At 66.6% G+C, this 18,465-nt stretch carries 17 protein-coding genes; 7 read left to right on the top strand and 10 right to left on the bottom strand.

Annotation, left to right across the window (positions count from 1 at the left end; genetic code table 11):
- Positions 1-37: 37 nt before the first annotated feature.
- From LPA46_RS08940 to LPA46_RS08930, 3 genes are all read right to left on the bottom strand, one after another.
- Positions 38-1,105: an mRNA surveillance protein pelota gene (locus tag LPA46_RS08940; RefSeq protein WP_230888775.1), complete on the bottom strand. Its 1,068-nt coding sequence runs from the start codon at positions 1,103-1,105 to the stop codon at positions 38-40.
- Positions 1,106-1,409: 304 nt separating this feature from the next.
- Positions 1,410-3,530 (bottom strand): ribosome rescue protein RqcH, encoded by a 2,121-nt coding sequence (rqcH, locus tag LPA46_RS08935; RefSeq protein WP_230892226.1) that lies wholly within the window; start codon positions 3,528-3,530, stop codon positions 1,410-1,412.
- A 132-nt stretch (positions 3,531-3,662) separates the two neighbouring features.
- A complete protein-coding gene (locus LPA46_RS08930) occupies positions 3,663-4,469 on the bottom strand; it encodes a ZIP family metal transporter (protein WP_230892225.1) in 807 nt (268 codons plus the stop codon).
- 101 nt (positions 4,470-4,570) lie between these two features.
- Between LPA46_RS08930 and surE the strand changes: the two genes are divergently transcribed.
- The 3 genes from surE to LPA46_RS08915 all read left to right on the top strand — a co-directional run bounded on the left by surE (position 4,571) and on the right by LPA46_RS08915 (position 7,321).
- Positions 4,571-5,344: a 5'/3'-nucleotidase SurE gene (surE, locus tag LPA46_RS08925; protein WP_230892224.1), complete on the top strand. Its 774-nt coding sequence runs from the start codon at positions 4,571-4,573 to the stop codon at positions 5,342-5,344.
- A 349-nt stretch (positions 5,345-5,693) separates the two neighbouring features.
- The gene (locus LPA46_RS08920; protein ID WP_230892223.1) at positions 5,694-6,872 is read left to right on the top strand and encodes a tRNA sulfurtransferase; all 1,179 of its coding nucleotides are present in this window, start codon (positions 5,694-5,696) and stop codon (positions 6,870-6,872) included.
- On the top strand, positions 6,869-7,321 hold the full coding sequence (locus LPA46_RS08915; RefSeq protein ID WP_230892222.1) for a DUF5804 family protein: 453 nt from the start codon (positions 6,869-6,871) through the stop codon (positions 7,319-7,321). The genes LPA46_RS08920 and LPA46_RS08915 overlap by 4 nt, the downstream gene beginning before the upstream one ends.
- Here the strand turns inward: LPA46_RS08915 and LPA46_RS08910 are convergent, their stop codons facing one another.
- From LPA46_RS08910 to LPA46_RS08900, 3 genes are all read right to left on the bottom strand, one after another.
- Positions 7,322-8,320, bottom strand: coding sequence for a PLP-dependent cysteine synthase family protein (locus tag LPA46_RS08910; protein ID WP_230892221.1), 999 nt, complete (start codon positions 8,318-8,320; stop codon positions 7,322-7,324). It abuts the gene before it with no gap.
- Positions 8,321-8,392: 72 nt separating this feature from the next.
- Positions 8,393-9,817 (bottom strand): hypothetical protein, encoded by a 1,425-nt coding sequence (locus LPA46_RS08905; RefSeq protein ID WP_230892220.1) that lies wholly within the window; start codon positions 9,815-9,817, stop codon positions 8,393-8,395.
- Complete coding sequence (locus LPA46_RS08900; protein ID WP_230892219.1) at positions 9,817-10,560, bottom strand: ABC transporter ATP-binding protein; 744 nt, start codon at positions 10,558-10,560, stop codon at positions 9,817-9,819. Before LPA46_RS08900 ends, LPA46_RS08905 begins: the two co-directional genes overlap by 1 nt.
- 90 nt (positions 10,561-10,650) lie before the next feature.
- On the opposite strand from LPA46_RS08900, the gene LPA46_RS08895 reads away from it, so the two are divergent.
- The gene (locus LPA46_RS08895) at positions 10,651-11,010 is read left to right on the top strand and encodes a thioredoxin family protein (protein ID WP_230890534.1); all 360 of its coding nucleotides are present in this window, start codon (positions 10,651-10,653) and stop codon (positions 11,008-11,010) included.
- On the opposite strand, the gene LPA46_RS08890 is transcribed toward LPA46_RS08895, so the two are convergent.
- Positions 11,007-13,163 (bottom strand): thioredoxin domain-containing protein, encoded by a 2,157-nt coding sequence (locus LPA46_RS08890; RefSeq protein ID WP_230892218.1) that lies wholly within the window; start codon positions 13,161-13,163, stop codon positions 11,007-11,009. The two genes, LPA46_RS08895 and LPA46_RS08890, sit on opposite strands and share 4 nt — an antisense overlap.
- A gap of 130 nt (positions 13,164-13,293) precedes the next feature.
- Here LPA46_RS08890 and purD point away from each other — a divergent pair, with 130 nt between their 5' ends.
- From purD to LPA46_RS08875, 3 genes are all read left to right on the top strand, one after another.
- Positions 13,294-14,580 (top strand): phosphoribosylamine--glycine ligase, encoded by a 1,287-nt coding sequence (purD, locus tag LPA46_RS08885; protein WP_230892217.1) that lies wholly within the window; start codon positions 13,294-13,296, stop codon positions 14,578-14,580.
- A 65-nt stretch (positions 14,581-14,645) separates the two neighbouring features.
- A complete protein-coding gene (locus tag LPA46_RS08880) occupies positions 14,646-15,101 on the top strand; it encodes a ferritin-like domain-containing protein (RefSeq protein ID WP_230892216.1) in 456 nt (151 codons plus the stop codon).
- Between the two features lie 45 nt (positions 15,102-15,146).
- Entirely contained in the window at positions 15,147-15,341 is a 195-nt protein-coding gene (locus LPA46_RS08875; protein ID WP_059056927.1) for a XapX domain-containing protein, read from the top strand.
- A gap of 55 nt (positions 15,342-15,396) precedes the next feature.
- Here the strand turns inward: LPA46_RS08875 and LPA46_RS08870 are convergent, their stop codons facing one another.
- Genes LPA46_RS08870 through LPA46_RS08860 form a run of 3 tightly spaced genes read right to left on the bottom strand, consistent with a single transcriptional unit; the run spans position 15,397 to position 18,464 of the window.
- Positions 15,397-17,229, bottom strand: a complete 1,833-nt coding sequence (locus LPA46_RS08870; RefSeq protein WP_230890538.1) for an FAD-binding protein — start codon at positions 17,227-17,229, stop codon at positions 15,397-15,399.
- A gap of 1 nt (position 17,230) precedes the next feature.
- A complete protein-coding gene (locus tag LPA46_RS08865; RefSeq protein ID WP_230892215.1) occupies positions 17,231-18,100 on the bottom strand; it encodes a succinate dehydrogenase/fumarate reductase iron-sulfur subunit in 870 nt (289 codons plus the stop codon).
- 1 nt (position 18,101) lies between these two features.
- Complete coding sequence (locus tag LPA46_RS08860) at positions 18,102-18,464, bottom strand: succinate dehydrogenase hydrophobic membrane anchor subunit (RefSeq protein WP_230892214.1); 363 nt, start codon at positions 18,462-18,464, stop codon at positions 18,102-18,104.
- Position 18,465 lies beyond the last annotated feature (1 nt).

Raw genomic sequence — 18,465 nt, 5'->3', positions numbered from 1 at the left:
CTCACAGCGCCACCGAGAAAGCCGTTGTCCCTCGAAACTACTCCATTCGGTAGCGCAGGATGGCCGCGACGCCGCCGAGGTTCCGGAGCTGTTCACCGGGCGCGAACTCGTGGCTGAACACGGTGACGTCGCCGCCCTGCTGTTCGACCTGCGTGACGAGGTCGTTGACGTCGACGTCCCAGTCGCCCTCGCCCGCGCGCTCCTTGCGCAGGCGTTCGTCCAGAATCAGCAGCGTCTCGACCGCGCCGAAGTCGACGGCCTTCTCGACCGCTTCGATGCCGTAGGCAGCCTTCCCATCGGTCGCTATCTGGTCGGTGAGTTCGTCGATGAGTTCGGACTCCTCGGCGATGCGCGTCTCCTCCTGAACGTCCTCGACGGCGCCACGCTTGAGGACTTCGTGAACGCCGCGGCCGCCCACCGCGCTCGTGTCCACGGTCGTAATCTTGTCCGTGAGACTCCGGTACTCCTCTTGGATGTAGTCGAGGGCGTCCTGCTTTGTGAACCCGGGACCGGCGAGGATAATGGCGTCCGCGTCGAGGTGCGAGAGTGCACTCGCGACGTCCTCGAACAATTCCTCGCGGGAGCGCGAGTACTCGCCTTTCCCCGTCGTGCCCGTGAACGAGCCGTACTCGTCGACGCCGTACTGCTGGACGACGTGGATGTAGGCTTCGCCCTCCTCGACGGTGGCGATTGCGACGTCCGGCTGGTCGGTCGCCTCGACGGCTTCGTTGAGCCGTTCGAGCTGGTCGGGCTTCCAGATTTTCTCAACCTCGATTTCCTCGCGCTCCTCGACGTTCAGCGTGTGGTGGAGGCCGAGTTGGTCTTCCCGGGAGCAGTCCGCGATGGTGCCCGACACCCGGAGTCGGTTCGAGAACTTGTGGAACTCCACGTCCTCGACGTCGATGGTGACGTGCATGTGCTCGCGCTCGCCGCCCGTGTCCCGCATCTGTTCGTCCTTGCGCTGAATGCGGCGGTGGGTATCCCCCGCGACGAGGTCCCCGGGCTCCAGAATGTACGCGAGGTGCCAGAGGTCGTCGAGGGACTCGGGGACGAGCGTGATGCGCTCCCCGCCGCCCTCGACCTGCCGGCGCTCCTTCAGTTGCATACCCGAACCGAGGCACGGGACGCCCAAGTGTCCTGCTACTCTCGCGCCCTGGACTGAGACACTCTGGGACGTCCACGACTCGTCCCGCTGTTGTCTGCCAGAAAGCCCCGGCGCGCTAGCGGTCGTTCGCTCGCTGTGCTCCTCGCTACGCTACGGTGCTTGCGTCGCGAAACGACCACGCAGGCGCGAGCCCGCCGCCCCTTTCAGTTCGCCACAATACGTTCAACCGGCTATGGCGGGATGAAAAGCACTTTCTCGGCGTTCCCACAGCCTGAAGCAGAACGAGAGTTCTGAGCGGTAAAGCCTAGTCTCGAATACGACTTCCGCCCGGCGGCATGTACTTCTGAATCTCGTCCGGGCTGGCGACCTTCCGGACGAACGACTCGTCCGCGAAGCGCTCGCGGAACTCCCGGTAGATGCGCTTGGCGGCGTCGCCCTGCGCGTACCGGCCCGGTTCGAGTTCAATCGTTGTCTCCACGTCGTCGACGATGGCGTCGATGGGGCCGCCGAGCACGCGCGTGTGGGGTTCGCAACTGATGCCGACTGCCCACTCCGCAGGCAGGTCCCGGAAGTACGTGCGGTCGCCACGAATCGCGAACCCACCCTTCTCCAGGTACTCGCCGCTCTCGGGTGTCTTCGACACCTGGTCTGGCGATACCATGTAGGCGTCACCGGAGCCGCGGCCGTCCTTCCAGACCGAGGAACAACACACCGCGAACTGGGCTGCTTCCCGCTTACTCGACTCGGGTACCTCGATGTCCTTCGAGGGTTCGCTCGGTTCGGACGTCTTCAGCACCGTGACCGGGCCGCCGTGAGCCTGTGCGTGGAAGAACCGGTCGTAGCGGTCCATGTACTTCTTCACGAGTTCCTCGTTCTGGTCGGCGTCGCGACCGCCGATGACGAGGAATCCATCAGAGGTACGGAACCAGCGGAACCGCTCGTACCACTGCTCTTGCTTGCGAATCGGAATCGACGACCGGGAGAGCCAGTCGATGTCTCGATCTTCTTCCTCCTCGGCCTCCTCAGGTTCTGCCTCCCACTCCTCCCGACGCTGCTTGGCGGCTTCGAGATCCTCGCGCGTGTTCTCGATTGCCGCGCGTGCACCCTCCTTCTTCTCCTCGATGCGCTTGGCTTCCTTGTAGTGCTCGTCGGCGTTCTTCTCGACGCCCCACGCGGGGTCCACCTCGATGGTGTGGTCGTCCAACTCGACGCGGACGGTGCCCTCGGACTCGTTGATGCCCGCGAACGCGTCAGCGCCAGACACGTCGCCCGCAGCCTCCTCGAACGTCTGCGCGATTTCCTGCCAACCGTGGCCCGCGTCGCGAGCGTCCTGTACCGTCGAGAGGATGTCGTCGACGAGGTCGTAGTTCGCGTACAGCAGTTCAGCCTTCTCGCGCTCGGCCTCGGCCTGCTGCTCGAAGTCCTCGATGGCCTGCTCCTGCTGTTTGATGATGTGTTTCTGCTTCTGAATCTCCTGCTCGAAGTCCGGCTTCGACACCGCCTCCCCGCTCTCCTCCTCCTCGGTGGTGTCGAGATTCGTGAAGTAGTCGTCGAGGGCGTCGTTGAATCGGTCGAACGCGTCGGAGGGGAGGTCGGCGCGCTCTTCGAGCGCCAGCGGCGTCACGTCCACGCGCTGTCCGCGCGCCGCCTTTCCGTCCTCGTCCTCACCTTCGCCGGGTTCGAAGTAGACGCGGGGGTCGAGCTCGCCTGCCTGAATCGCGTCCAGCAGGCGCTCGCTGGCCTCGTAGAGTGCACGGAACTCCTCCTCGCCGGCGTCGTCGATGTCTTTGGTCTTCTCGACGCCTGCCTGCGTGCAGAGCTCCTCGCCGTACAGCCCACCGAAGTTCAACTGGGTGGCGAGCGTTCGCACGAGGTCCGTGTCCGACTCGCGCATCTTCGCCGCGAACCCCTCGTAGTCGAGTTCCAGCGGGTTGACGCGCGAACTCGGGAACCCGTACTGGGAGCCCGGCGCGACCGTCCGCGACTGCAAGCGGACGGTGTCCAGCGAGTCCACGACCTCGCCGTTCTGGTCGACGACTGCGATGTTGCCGTCTCCGAACAGCTCCGCGACGATGGTCGTGTCTTGGTCTTCACGGCGGAACTCGAACTCGAGAATCCGGTCGAAGCCGTGCTGTCGAACCTCGTGGAAGTCAGCCCCCGACAGCCGGTTCCGGAGCATCTTCGCAAAGTTCGGCGGGCGACCCGGAGCCGCCGGCACGTGCTCGGGTGCTGCGACGTGTGCGCGCTTCGTGTCCCCGACTTCGATGAGGAGTTCCACGCGGCCACGGTCGAAGTCCCGCATCTTCAGCCGCAGGAGGTCGTCGCCGTAGAGGTAGGCCTTGTCGACTTTCGCCCCCTTGTAGCCGTTGAGCTCCGCAGTGAGGGCGACGAGGTCGACGCTCGTCAGCTCCCGCTTCTGGTCCATATACTACTACTTGACGGGGGGAATCCCTCTGCCTTACGGTATGGGTGGCCGAGCGAAGCGAGGGCACGTCAGAGCGAACGGGGAGCGTAGCGACCCGCGAGCTGCGTGCCCGAACGAGCCAAAACCAGCCAACTACGCGAGACTCACGTCCAAATACAGCATGACGACGACGCCGAGCATCAGGCCCAGGGTGGCGACACGCTCGTGGCCGTTCGAGTGCGTCTCCGGGACGATTTCGTCGCTGATGACGAACAGCATCCCTCCAGCAGCGAACCCCATCGCGTACGGCAGAATCGCGCCAGAGACGGAGACCGCCCATGCGCCGAGCAAGACCAGCGGAATTTCCACTAGCCCCGCCCGAATCCCGGTGAGTGCGGCGTACGTCGTGCGGTCGAATCCGGCGTTCACGGCTGCCACGGAGACCGCCAGTCCCTCGGGGATGTTCTGGATGCCGATGGCGAGCATCAGCGACAGGCCTTCCGCGACGTTTCCACTTCCGAATCCGACGCCGACCGCCAGGCCCTCGGGCATGTTGTGGATGGTGATGGCGACGATGAACAGCAACAGCGGCGCCAAATCCGCCTCCGAGATGGTCTGGTCGCTGCGCTGGCGTCCTGTGATGAGCACGTGCACGTGGGGCACCCAGCGGTCCGCGCGGTCTAACAGCAGTACCCCCAGCGAAATGCCCACGATGACCTCAATGAGCCCATTCTGCCCGCCGAACTCGATGCCCGGTAGGATGAGACTCGTGAAGCTCGCCGCGAGCATCACGCCGGCGGCGAACCCTAGCGCGCCGTCCAGCGAGCGCTGGGAAGGGTTCCGCCACACGACGACGAGTAGGGCCCCGAGTAGATTCAGCCCCGCGATGACGACCCCAGCGACGAACGCCTGCATCACGGGGTCGTTGCCCGCGATTCTGAGGAACCACGACTCCAACATGTGCGGCCAGTCGCGGGCCGCCGGCTTAAACCCGGGGAACTGCCCCGGCGTCGTCGCCGAGACCGGAACCGATACGGCCAGCGAGCAAGTAGCATCGCGTAATGACCGAGTCGCTGTCGGTACTCCTCACTAACGACGACGGCATCGACGCCCCTGGTATTCGCGCGCTCCGCGACCGACTAGCCGACGACCACGACGTCACCGTCGTCGCACCCGCCGCCGAACAGTCCGGCACAGGCCAGACCCGGACGTTCGAGACGCTCGACTACGAGGAACGTGAGGACGGCTACGCCGTCCACGGCACCCCCGCCGACTGCGTCGCTGTCGCCGTCGCCGCGCTTGATTTCACGCCCGACGTCGTCGTCTCCGGCTGTAACGACGGCCCGAACCTCGGCGCGCACATCCTCGCGCGTTCGGGCACCGTCGGCGCTGCCATGGAAGCTTCCTTCCTCGGCATTCCCGCCGTCGCGGTTTCCATGTACGACTGGGAGTTCGACCCCGCCGGGGACTGGGAGCCCACCTACGACCAGTTTCACATCGCCTCTGACGCCATCGCCGACATCCTCCCCGACTTCGTCGCCGGCGACGTCCTCCCCACCGCGGACTACCTTTCCGTGAACGCACCGGCTACCGAGTACGCAGACAACCCCGTCAAGCGCGTTACCCGCCCGACTGAAGAGTACGAACTCCAGGCCGAGTTCACCGAATCCGGCATCAACGTCGAAGACCGCTTCTGGCACGAATTCCTCGACCGAAACATCCCCGACCCCGCTGGCACTGACCGCCACGCTTGCGTCGACAACGAGATCAGTATCACACCGCTCACTGTTCCCCACTCCGTCGCCGACGGCGCGACGCCCGGTGGACTTCTCTAAACGCACTTTTTGGTGTGGGAGGGCGCTGCGGCGCCCTCCCTGGCAAAAACTTGCGGAAAAAGCACCATCGGACCCTTACCGGGGGTCCTCGGCGCCCGAGCGCGAAACGCTCGGTGAATCGCGCGGCGATGCCGCGCGATTGGTGGCTGCTACTGGCTGCGTAGATTCTGGTATGGGAACGGGCCCAACCTCGTGGGTGACGTAACGACTGGCGCGGGTCCGGTCGAGTCGGGAGCGTGGCGAGCCGGCTCGCGACGAGGGGCTACCTGCTCGAATACACCCCGGTCTGCGAGTGTTCTGTCCGCCAGCAGGCGATAGGTGTTTACTGTCGGGTCGGCTTCTTCCTACCATGTTACCGCCCGGTGCGGACGCCGTCGTCGTCAGGCACGGCGACGTCGGCGTGAAGTCGAGCTCGGTGCAGTCCGACATGGAGCGCCGGCTCCGCGAGAACCTCGAAGCCATCCTCGACGACCGCGACATCCCGGGCGAGGTGGACCGCGAGTGGGGACGACTGCTCGTCCGAACCTCCGAACCCGACGCCGCTGCCGACGCCGCTGCGGACACGTTCGGCGTCGTTTCGGCGAGCCCCGCGCTCTCGGTCCCAGCCGAGATGCGTTCGATTCGTGGGGCGCTCGCGCTGACCGCCCGCGAGTGCTACGACGGCGGCGCGTACGCCGTCGACGCCCGCCGCGTCGGCGACCACGAGTTCGGCAGCCACGACGTCAACCGTGAGGGCGGAGACGCCGTTTGGCACGCGGTCGAACAGGACGTTCGCCCGGAAGTCGATCTCGACGACCCCGACGTCACGTTCTTCGTGGAGGTCCGTCAAGACGAGGCGTTCGTCTTCGTGGAGAAACGCGACGGTCCCGGTGGGATGCCGCTGGGGAGCCAGAAGCCGCTGGTCGCGCTCGTCTCCGGCGGTATCGACTCGCCGGTCGCGGCGTGGGAGGCGATGAAGCGCGGGTCGCCAGTCGTGCCGCTGTACCTTGACCTCGGACCGTACGGCGGCCCCGACCACCGTGCTCGCGCCGAGGAAACCGCGAGGCGACTGTCTGCGTACGCGCCAAACTTCGACCTCCAATTGCGCGTCGCGCCCGCCGGCGACGCCGTCGAACGCCTTGGTGACGAGGTCGGGCGCACGCGCATGCTCTCCTACCGCCGGTTCATGTACAAGGTCGCCGAACAGCTCGCCGAGCAGGTCGGCGCAGTCGGCATCGTCACCGGCGAATCGCTCGGCCAGAAGTCCAGTCAGACCGCCGCGAACTTCGCGGTCGTCGACCGCGTCACCGACCTCCCGGTCCACCGCCCACTGTTCGCGCTCGACAAACAGGAGATCATCGCTCGTGCCCGCGCCATCGGCACGTACCGGGACTCCACGCTCGACGTCGGCTGCGAGCGACTGGCACCGAGCCAGCCGCTGACCTCCGCGTCGATGGAGAGCGTTCGCAAAGACGAACCCGACGACCTCTTCGAATGGGCGCGTGAAGCCGCCGACCGTATCGAAGTCTCTAGGGGGATGCCGGCATGACGCGCGTATGCATCGTCGGAAGCGACGACGTTGACCTCCGCACGGACCTGTTCGCGTACGAGACCGCGCGGCGGGCGTTGGCGACCTACGACATCCGGTCGCCGTACGAGAACACGGTTGCCGTCGACACCGTGAGCCTCGGTGCTGCGGTGTCACTGTTGAATGACCTGAACTGGTATCTCGTCCGCCTCGCCGAGGAGGCGTTCGTTCTCGAACCGTCGGTCGCCGACGACGAGTGGCTCTCCCGCGACCTCGCCGCGGAAGTCCGGGACGGCGATGTGCGAGCGCCAGAGACGGACGCTCGGCTGAAGGTCTACGGCGTTGAGGACGGGCGGCTCGTCGAGCCGATGTACGTCACGCGCGTGCAGGGCGAGCGCCCCGAGTACGACCTCCGGGACGTCGACGAGACCGTCGTCGTGCGCGTAACAGAAGACGAGTTCGAGGCGTAGTCAGGCGTCGAAGACGCCGGCGGAGAGGTAGCGTTCGCCGGAGTCCGGGAACACCGTGACGACCAGCGGGCAGTCGTCGTACTCGCTGCCGCCGTCGGCGAGTGCGTCCTCGTCGAGACCGGCGTCCGCGAGGTCGCTGGCATCGAACGCTGTCTCGGGGCAGTTCAGCCCGGGTTCGGCGATGCGCTCGGCGACGCGCTCGGCAGCGACGTAGGCCGCACCGCTGGACTGTCCGACGAGGATGCCCTGTTCTCGGGCGAGTTCGCGCGCTGTTGCTTCGGCGTCCTCGAGGGCGACGGGCTCGACGCTGTCAACGAGGTCGACATCGAGGAGTTCGCTGACGAACCCTGGGCCCATTCCCTGGAAGTCGTCGTCGCCGGATTCGCCGCTGGAGAGCACGGCGTTCTCCTCGGGTTCGACCGCGATGACCTCCATGTCGGGGTACTCTTCTTTGAGGCGCGTCGCGGTGCCCGTGATGGTGCCGCCGGTGCCGACGCCGGCGACGAACGCGTCGATTTCACGGCCCTCTACCTGGTCGATAATCTCCTCGGCGGTCGTCCGGTAGTGCGCTCTCGGGTTCGCGGGGTTCTCGAATTGGGAGACGCGGAACCCGCCGTCCTCGGCTGCGATGCGGTCGGCGCGATCGTTGGCGGTCTCCATGCCGCCTTCGACGAGTTCGAGGTCCGCGCCGTACGCGCGGAGGAGGCGTCGTCGTTCTTCTGACATCGACGCGGGCATCACGATGGTGAGGTCGTAGCCGCGCGCTGCGGCGACGACGGCGAGTCCGATGCCCGTATTCCCGCTGGTGGCTTCCACGAGGCGGTCACCGGGCGAGACGTGCCCCTCACGCTCGGCAGCCAGCACCATCTCTCGCGCGGGCCGGTCCTTCGCCGACCCCCCAGGATTGAACGCCTCGAGTTTCGCCGCGATGGTCGCGCCCTCGGGAGCGGGGACGCGGACGAGCGGCGACCCGATGGCCTCGAGGATGCTGTCCTTCATTGGCCACGTCTAGGTAGTCCCCCACTAAACGTGTGACGGGCCGCGACAGTCCCTGCCGCCTTCGACCCTTGGCTACCCGGCCATGTAGACGGTCGCCCAACGCGGGCCGGCGCGCTCCGCGAGTAGCGTCCCAACCGCAGCGAGGAAGCCGCTCACAGTGACGAGGCCGGCTGCGTACGTCGCTGGAATTGGCCCTGAAGCGGTTGCGAACGCGACCAGCAGCACTGGAACGACGGGGACGGCGACACCTGCGGTGAACAGCGCGAACCGCCCAGCATCGAAGAGGAACTCGTTCGGGTCGAACCCCGCGAGCGCGACCGTGAGCCCGAACAGATACAGTGAGAGGCCGCCGAGCAGCGACAGTCCGACGACGGCGTCCACGAGCGACACGTCGTAGCCCACGAGCACGACGGCGTAGGCGGCTATCGACGTGGGGAGCCCGGTCAACAGGAACGCCACGCGCTTTGCGCGGAACACCGCCGGGACGGACACCGGGAGTACGAGGTACTCGTCGATGCTGTCGAACTGGGTGAGCCAGTTGTACGTCGTGAACGCACTCAGCGAGAGAATGGTCCCGAAGAAGACGCCAGGCTTCGGCGTGACGCCGACGATGCGCGCGACGACATCCACGAGGAATGCGGCGAGCGCAAGCAGAATCGCCGCGGAGACGACCGGTTTGAGGAGGCCGCCGCTGGATCGCGCGAGGTCGAGCAGCGTGCGCGCGACGAGGCCGTTCTCGTCGCGGATAGCGTTGGCGAGCGGCCCGAACTGGTTCTGTCTGGTTTCGGCGGGTTCGCGGTGCGTCGGGACGTAGACGGCGAGCGCCCCGGCACCCGCGACGAGCGCGCCCACGAGCACCACGAGTGCGTGTCCAAATTCGGTGGCGACGACGGCGTTCCAGACGGCGCTCGCGTTCCCGGTGAACCAGACCGCTCCCACACCGCCAGCGACGACGATGCCGAGTACCCACGACGGAACGCCGCGCGTACGGGCCGCGATGGCCGTGAACGTGGCAACCATCCCGACGACGAAGGCGACGAGGAGTGAAGTCCACAGCGCGACGAGTGCTGCGGGTGCGAGTGCGCCAGTCGCGGCCAGCGGCGCGAAGCCCACGCAAATCGGCAACAGGAAGAAGAGCGCGTAGTAGCCGGCGTCTTTCACGAGGAACACGCCGAGCAGCCGGCGACGCGAGAGCGGCAGGTAGCCAGCCGTCGAGAGTAGCACCTCAGTTTCGCCGAGCGCGCGCTCCAGCAGGTCGTCGCCGACGAGGCCGGCAGTTCCCGTGTAGAGCCCGAACGCGAGAGCGAGCACGCGCGTGCCGTCAGCGATTGCGGTTGCGTCTGTCCCGGTGAATTGGAGCGCGGCGACCGTCGCCATGCTTGCGACGGCGACGAAGACGGGGAGCGCGCCGAAGCGTTGGCCGCCGAACAAGGCCGCGTGCAGGCGGTGCTCTTCGCGCACCATCGCGCGGAACACCAGCCACGTCTTCGACGCCATCAGAGCCCCTCGCTCACCGGCGTGTCCCGTGGGTCAGAACCTTCGACCGCGTCGAGGAACGCGTCGAGCAGGTCGGCCTCGGTTTCGGCGACGTCCTGCTCGGCGACGAGGCGGCCGTTCGTCACGATGCCGACCCGCGAGCAGACGTCCTCGGCGACGTCGATGTTGTGTGTCGAGAGGAACACCGCGTTGCCGTCCGCGGCGTACGACCGGAGATAGCGTTTAACCTGCTCCTGGACGATGGGGTCGAGGTTTGCGAGCGGTTCGTCGATGACAACGACGTCTGGCTCGTGGACGAACACCTGCGTCAGCATCACTTTCTGCTGTTGGCCGCGGGAGAGGTCCGCGCACAGCGTGTCGAGTTTCGCCGCGAACCCGAGGCGCTCGCTCCACTCCTCGACGCGCTCTGTCACCGTCTCCTCGTCGAGGCCTCGGACGCGCCCGACGAATTCGAAGAACTCCGCGGGCGTGAGGAAGCTTGGCGGCGTCTGCTGCTCGGGGAGGATACCGACCCGGCTACGAGTCTCGACGGGCTCGCTAGCAGGGTCCGTGCCGAGCATGTCCACGTGGCCGTTGTCCGGCCGGAGTTGTCCGGTCAGAATTTCGATGGTCGTCGTCTTCCCGGCTCCGTTCGGCCCGAGGAACCCGTACACTTCGCCGCGGTCGACGGCGAGGTCGAGTCCATCCACGGCCCGCACGTCCCCGTAGGCCTTCCGCAGGGAGTCGGCCTCGATGACACTCATTATGCCGGACTCCGTCGGGCTCGTAAATGAGTCTGTGGGGCCGTCGCCGCGAGCGCGAGCCTTTTGCCCGCGCCACACCAACGACTGAGTATGAGCCTGAGCACGATGGAGCCGAACCCGGCGTGGGACGCGGACTCCTACCCGGAGGTCGTGGAAGCGTTTGAGAACCTCGGCGATGACGTAACGGTCCACGTCTGGGGCGCGGATTGGTGCGGTGACTGCCGCAGCCAACTGCCGGACTTCGCGGCCGCGCTGGAAGCCGCGGGCGTCGAGAACGTCGAACAGTACCCCGTCGAGCGCGAGGACGGCGAGAAGTACGGCCCGAAAGTCGAGGAGTACGGCATCGAACTCATCCCGACGATTATCATCGAGCGCGACGGGGAGGAACTCGCGCGCTTCGTCGAGGAGGAGCGCGTCTCGCCGGCGGTCTACCTCGCCGACCAGCTCTAGGCGCGGAACTCTGCGAGCCACTCCGCGATTTCTTCGGTCGTCGTCACGGGCGGCGAGCACGCGCGCCGGCAAACGTACGCCGCGGATTCGTCGTCGACCGCGCTCCGTTGTGCCCAAATCGGCGGCGCGGATGCTACTTCGAGATCGTCCAGCCACGCTTCGAGCGCAGATTCGGTGGGCGGCCGCACGGTCAGTAGGCGGTGCGGGAGGTAGGACCCTCCAATAGTCTTGCGCCACTCGTCGGGGAGCGCATCCGCAGCGACCGTGACCTCCAAGAGGCCGTTCGCGTGCGTGTCCGCCGCGAGCGCGAGCGTCGCGTGGCTCGTCGGTGTGGTCTCGGCTCGGCCGCCGTACCGTTCGAGCATCGCGCCCGCGGCGTCGGCGTAGCCCGACTCGGGGTTGAACGCGTCCAGCGCGAGCAGCGTCTCCGCGGCCACGCCGACTGGCGACGGCGTCGGCCCGTCAGCCACGTCCTGCGAGCGCACACCCACGTCTTCCACGGACTCGGGTGTCTCGTAGAGCGCGCCCGTCTCGTCGTCGTAACACTCCGCGAGCAGGGCGTCCGCGAGGTCGAGTGCGAACTGAAGGTGAGCGTGGTCGCCGGTCGCCTCGTAGGTCGCGAGCGCACCAGCAGCGAGGTACGCGTAGTCCTCCGCGTACCCGACGCCAGCGACGTCCCCGTCGATGACTCGGCGCGAGAGCCTATCGCCATCCCACAGCGTCTCCCGAACGTACTCGATTGCGTCGGCGGCGCGCTCGGCGTATTCGGTGTCGAGAGCGAGGCCGGCTTCCGCGTACGCTCGCGCCATCAGGCCGTTCCAGCCCGCCAGCACCTTCTCGTCGCGCGCTGGCCGCGGGCGGTCCTCACGGGCGACCCGGAGACGCTCTTCCACAGCATCGAGCGCGCCCACAACCTCGTCCTCGGAGCGCTCGAAGTCGTCCGCGAGTTCGGACAGGGACGCGGAGACAGTGAGCACCGTCTGCCCGTCCTCGAAGTTCCCCGCGACGTCCACGCCGTAGCGCGCACAGAAGACGTCAGCGAGGAAGTCGTCGGACTCGTCGGCAGGTGCAACGTCGGCGTATTCACTGACTGCTGCTTCGACTTCCGCGGGCGTCCACACGTAGAACGCGCCCTCCTCGTGGTCGCCCTCGGGGTTCTCCGGCGGCGCGCTACGGGCGTCCAGCGTCGCATAGAACCCGCCGTCGGGGTGGCCGAGTTCGCGGTCGACGAATTCCAGGGTTTCGTCGACTACCTCCGCGTAGCGTTCGTCGTCGAACAGCCGGTAGCCGTCGACGTACAGGTCCGCGAGCGCGGCCTGGTCGTACAGCATCTTCTCGAAGTGCGGGACCGTCCAATCGGCGTCCGTACAGTAGCGGTGGAAGCCACCGCCGAGGTGGTCGAAGAGGCCGCCGTCGGCCATCGCGTCGAGCGCCTGTTGGGCGGCATCGCCGTACCGAGTATCAGCGGCCGGCTCTCGATGGTGTGCCCGCAGGAGCGCGCTTACCCGACTGGCTTGCGGGAACTTCGGCGCACGTCCGAACCCACCGTGGTCGCGGTCGGCGGCGCGGGCGAGTTCGTCTGCTGCGTCCAGTAGCGAGCTGTCGCCGCTGACGTCGACGGGGTCGGGTAGCGACTCCAGTTCGCCCCGGGCGGTGCTCATCCACTGGTCGGCGCGCTCTTCGAGTTCTTCGCGGTTCTGTTCCCACTCTCGCGCGACGCGCTTCGTCAGCGGGAGGAAGCCGGGCTGGTTGCGCTTGGCCTCCTTCGGGAAGTACGTCCCAACGTAGAACGGCTCCTTCTCGGGTGTGAGGAACGCCGACAACGGCCAGCCGCCGCCACCGCGGACGGCCTGACAGACGGTCATATACAGCGAGTCGACGTCCGGGCGCTCCTCGCGGTCGACCTTGATGGGGACGAAGTGCTCGTTCAGTACTTCGGCGACCTCGGGGTCGGAGAACGACTCCTCCTCCATGACGTGACACCAGTGACACGCCGAGTAGCCGATGGAGAGGAAGATGGGGACGTCGCGCTCGCGGGCGGCCTCGAACGCCGCTTCGTCCCACGGCTGCCAATTCACGGGGTTGTCGGCGTGCTGGCGGAGGTACGGGCTCGCCGTCTCGTCGAGCCTGTTCCGCGCGGTGGGGTCGGACATACCAGAACGAGGGGTCCGTAGCGGGTAAAACCCACTCTCGCGGCACTCGCTCTTCGGGAATACACGAACGCGTACAACACGACAGTCGAGTAGGGGAAGATTTACACTTGCTTGCTCACTCTCCCCGCACATGACCGAACGAGTCCTACTGGTCGGTGGCGGCGGCCGGGAGCACGCCATCGCCGACGAACTCGCGGACGACTGCGAACTGTACGCCGCAGCAGGCAACCGAAACCCCGGAATCGACGAGCTGGCGGACGGGTTCCGCGAAGTCGACACCGAAGACCCCGACGCCGTCGTCGACTACGCGCTCGACGTGGACGCGACCCTTGCTGTCGTCGGTCCGGAGGGCCCGCTGGCAGCCGGCGTTGTGGACGCCCTCGACGACGAGGACGTCTACGCGTTCGGGCCGAAGCAGGCCGACGCTCGCATCGAGACGGACAAGACGTTCCAGCGGGAGTTCATGGCCGAACACGACGTCCCCGGGCAGGCGGAGTTCGAGACGTTCGACGACCCGGACGCCGCAGCGGACTACGTCGAGGGCGTGGACGGCGACGTCGCCGTCAAGCCCGCCGGCCTCACGGGTGGCAAGGGCGTTCGCGTCACGGGCGACCAGGTCTCCAAACAAGAAGCCGCCGACTACGTGCGGTCCTCCGAGCACGACGAGTGGGTCGTCGAGGAGCGCCTCGTCGGCGAGGAAGTCACCGTGCAGGCGTTCGTCGCGAACCGCGACGTGCGCCCGACGCCGGTCGCGCACGACCACGGCCGTGCACTCGAGGGCGACGAGGGCGCGAACACAGGCGGCATGGGTAGTTACACGGGTCCGGACTGGACGCTCCCGTTCGTCACCGACGACGAGTACGAGGCCTGTGTGGACACGCTGGAAGCCATCGTCGACGCGCTCCCCTCGTATCGTGGCGTTCTCTACGGCCAGTTCATGCTCACGAGCGATGGCCCGAAGGTCGTCGAGTTCAACGCGCGCTTCGGCGACCCGGAAGCCCTCAACACGCTCCCGACGATGGAGACGCCGCTCATCGACGTGCTCACGGCGGCTCGCGACGACGATCCGCTCCCGGACCCCGAATTCGCGGACGTCGCGACCGTCTGCAAGTACGTCGTCCCCGAGGGCTATCCCACGAACCCCGAGGGCGGCACCCGTGTCACTATCGATGCCGACGACCTCGACGACGCCAAACTGTTCTACGCGAGCGTCGACGCCCGCGACGACGGCATCTACACGACGACCTCGCGGTCGTACGCCGTCGTCGGGTTCGGCTCCTCGATTCCCGACGCCGAAGCCGAAGCCAGCGCCGCGCTCGGCGACCTCCCAGAGGGGCTGCGCGTGCGCCGTGACATCGGCACGAAGGAACTTCTGCAGGAGCGCATCGACCACATGAACGCCGTCCACGGCGAGTAGCGTTCCGCGCGTCGCGACACGAACCGCCACCTGGTTCTTTAACACCACCCTGCGTAGTCACCGATATGTCGAGCGAAGAAGTCACGCGATTGCTACGGAAGGCGTACGGCGACGAAATCGAGACGGTCATGAACTACATGACGAACTCAATAGTGTTGGATGGCGTGCGCGCCGAGGAAATCAAAGAGTCTCTCCAGGTGGACATCCAGGAAGAACTCTCCCACGCCGAACAGCTCGGCGAACGGCTCAAGCAGCTCGACGAACAGCCGCCCGCATCCGCCGAATTCGAAGCCCACCAGCACTCCCTCCAGCCCCCGCAGGATACCACCGACGTCCTGTCGGTCATCGACGGCGTGCTCGACGCCGAGGAAGACGCCATCGACACGTACCGCGACCTCATCAACGCCGCCGAGGACGCCGACGACCCGGTCACAGAGGACCTCGCGGTGACGATTCTCGCTGACGAGGAAGCCCACCGCACGGAGTTCCGGGGCTACCGCAAGGAGTACCGCTCGGACTAGCGGCTTTCGCGCTCCTTTTGCCGCCGCCGACGCGTAGCTACGGCCATGAACGTCGCTTTCGTTGTCGCCGCGACGCTGACCGGTATCGCCGTCGGCGTGGTGTTCGCATCCCTCCGCATCCCGATTCCCGCGCCGCCGTCGCTTGCGGGCGTCATGGGCATCGTCGGTATCTGGCTGGGCTACCGGCTTGTGAAGCACTTCGGGTTCGGTTTCGACCTGCTGGACGCGCTCGGCGTGTAGGACTATGGGCTCGTCGCGTTCTCGCGACTAAAGGGTCGCAGAAACGGAGTGGCCGTCAGTACGACCGGATTTTCGGCTCGTAGGTCTGCTCGTCGCCTTCGAGGATGACCGGCCGGTACCAGAGTTCGGGCTCGCCGTCGTTCCACGAGACGAGCGTGTGCTTGAGGTACTCGTCGTCCTTGCGCTCCTGGTGCTCTTTGCGCCAGTGTGCGCCGCGGAACTCGTCGCGGGCGAGCGCGCCCATCGTGATGGCTTCCGCGACGTCCAGCAGGTTCCGCGTCTCGATGGTGTGCTGGAGGTCAGTGTTGAACGTCCGGGACTTGTCCGCGACGTAGACGTCCTGGTAGCGCTCACGGGCGTCCTGGATGTCTCGGAGCGCCTGCTCGAGGTTCTCTTCCTCCCGGAACACGTTGACGTTCTCCGTCATCGATTCCTGGAGGTCCGCGCGCACGTCGGCGTGGTTGACGCCGTCCTCGCGTTCGAGCAGCGTCTCGATGCGCTCGCGCTCCTCTTCGGCGGTCGCTTCGACGACCGCTTCGGGGTCGCTGTCGGGGTTCTCGACGGCGCCGCCGTCCGCGGCGGCTTCCGTCGCACCGGGCTCGCCGACGGGGACACCGAGGTCCTCGCGCTCGGCGTCCGGGTCGGGGCCGGTCTGAATCTTCGGCTCGGGCATGTCCGCGCCCGCTGCGTGGCTGCCGGCGCGTGCGCCGAACACGAGCAGTTCCGGCAGCGCGTTCCCACCGAGGCGGTTGCCGCCGTGGAGGCTCACACACGCACACTCGCCGGCCGCGTAGAGGCCGTCGATGCACGTCTCGCCGTGCTCGTTGACCTCGATGCCGCCCATCGCGTAGTGCTGACCGGGCTTGACCGGCATCGGCTCTTCGAGGCCGTCGACTCCCTCGAAGTCGCGCGCGAGGTGGAGGATGTTCTCCAGGCGGTCGGTGATGCGCTCCTCGCCGAGGTGGCGCATGTCGAGGTAGACGTACTCGTCGTCGATGCCGCGCCCTTCCTGCACTTCCGTGAGTTCGGCGCGCGCGACGACGTCGCGGGAGGCGAGTTCGCCGTCGTTGGTCGCGTACCCGTACTCGAACATGAAGCGCTCGCCCTCGGAGTTGTAGAGGATGCCACCCTCCCCACGGACACCCTCGCTGATGAGCACACCAGTCGAGGGGAGCGTCGTCGGGTGGAACTGAATCATCTCCATGTCCTCCATCGGGACGCCGGCGCGGTACGCGATGGCGACGCCGTCACCGGTGTTGGCGACGGCATTGGTCGTGTGGTCGTACGCCTGGCCGAGGCCGCCGGTCGCCAGAATCACGCCGTCGCGAGCGCGGAAGCCCGCGATTTCGCCGGACTGGACGTCCCAGGCGACGACGCCGTGACAGTCGCGCTCGTTGGGGTCGTCCTCGTCGGTGACCGCGACCTGGCTGACGTACCACTCGTCGTAGACTTCGATGCCTCGTTTGACAACCTGCTCGTACAGCGTGTGGAGCATGTGGTGGCCGGTCTCGGCGCCCGCGTACGTCGTCCGCGGGAATGAGAGGCCGCCGAACGGCCGCTGGCTGACCGTGCCGTCCTCCTCGCGGGAGAACGGCATCCCCCAGTGTTCGAGCTGGATGACTTCCTCGGGTGCGTCCTGCGCGAACGTGTCGACTGCGGGGGCGTCGCCGAGATAGTCGGACCCCTTCATCGTGTCGTACGCGTGGTCCTGCCACGAGTCGCCCTCTTGCAGGGCGGCGTTGATGCCACCCTCGGCGGCGCCCGTGTGCGAGCGCACCGGGTGGAGCTTCGTGACGATTGCTACGTCTGCGCCTTCCTCGTGGGCGGCGATTGCGGCGCGGAGCCCCGCGCCACCGCCGCCGACTACGATTACGTCGTGCTCGTACATGTTACCAGAATTTGAGGTTCTGCTTGACGGCTTCGCGCTTCAGTTCTTGGATGTGCTCGGTGAGCGGGATGTCCTTCGGACAGACGTTCGTACAGGAGAACTGGGTCTGACACCGCCAGACGCCGTGTTCGGCCTCGATGATTTCGAGGCGTTCCTGGCGCTTGTTCTCGCCCTCGCGCTCGTCCATGTAGAAGCGGTAGGCCTTGTTGATGGCCGCCGGGCCGAGATACTTGTTGTCGCCCGCGGCGATGTTACACGAGGACATACACGCGCCACACCAGATACACCGCGTGGAGAGCTTGACCTTCTCGCGGTTCTCGCGGTCCTGGCGCTGCTCTTCGAGTTCATCGTCGGGCGTCTCGTCCGGGTCGAAGAACGGGTCGACGGACTCCATCTGGTCGTAGAAGTGGTCCATCTCCACGACCAGGTCCTTGACAACGTCCTGGTGGGGGAGCGGCTCGACGCGCACCGGGCCGTCGAGGTCCGCAATTTGAGTCTGGCAGCCGAGGCGCTGGCTGCCGTTGACGAAGAACGCGTCAGACCCACAGACGGCCTGCCGGCAGGAGTGCCGGAAGGTGAGGCTGGAGTCGTACTCGTCGCGCGCGTAGATGAGCGCGTCGAGGACGGTCATCCCCTTCTCGAAGGGTACCGTGAACGAGTCGAAGCGCGGCTCCTCCTTGCCCTCGATTTCGGGGTCGTAGCGGAACACCTTGAGTTCCACTGTCTCCCCCTGAATCTCGTTGGCGGCGGCTGCTTCGTCGGCCTCGCGTTGCTCCTTGCGCGCCTGTTTCTCGGCCATCCGCCGTTCCTGTGGCGACGTGGACGAGGGCTGTTCGGTCTCCGAGTCGGTGTCGGGTGTCTGCGTACTCATGTTAGAATCCCGCGAGCGTGTTTGCGACACGAATCCCTTGCACGACGAGCAACAGCGCGGCAGCGCCCAGGACGATCTGGACGACGCGCTTCTGGATGCCGTCGATGCCCTGGTTGACGAGCGCGTTGTAGACGCCGTTGACGCCGTGGAACGTCGCGGTCACGAGGAACAACACCATCGTGACGAAGTAACCGACGTTCTGCATGCGCGCTTGGCTGCCCGCGAACTCGATTTCGTAGGCGTGGGTGACGAAGTGCAACTGGAAGAAGTGGAACGCCAGCACGATCACGAGGAACGCTGCCGTGATGCGCTGGAGCAGCCACGCCGTCGAACCCGAACTGAACGAGGAGTATCGTTGTGCCATC

It is taken from the genome of Halobacterium sp. KA-6, assembly GCF_021029015.1.
Lineage (GTDB): Archaea > Halobacteriota > Halobacteria > Halobacteriales > Halobacteriaceae > Halobacterium.
This window is presented reverse-complemented; position numbering and strand designations above follow the sequence as displayed.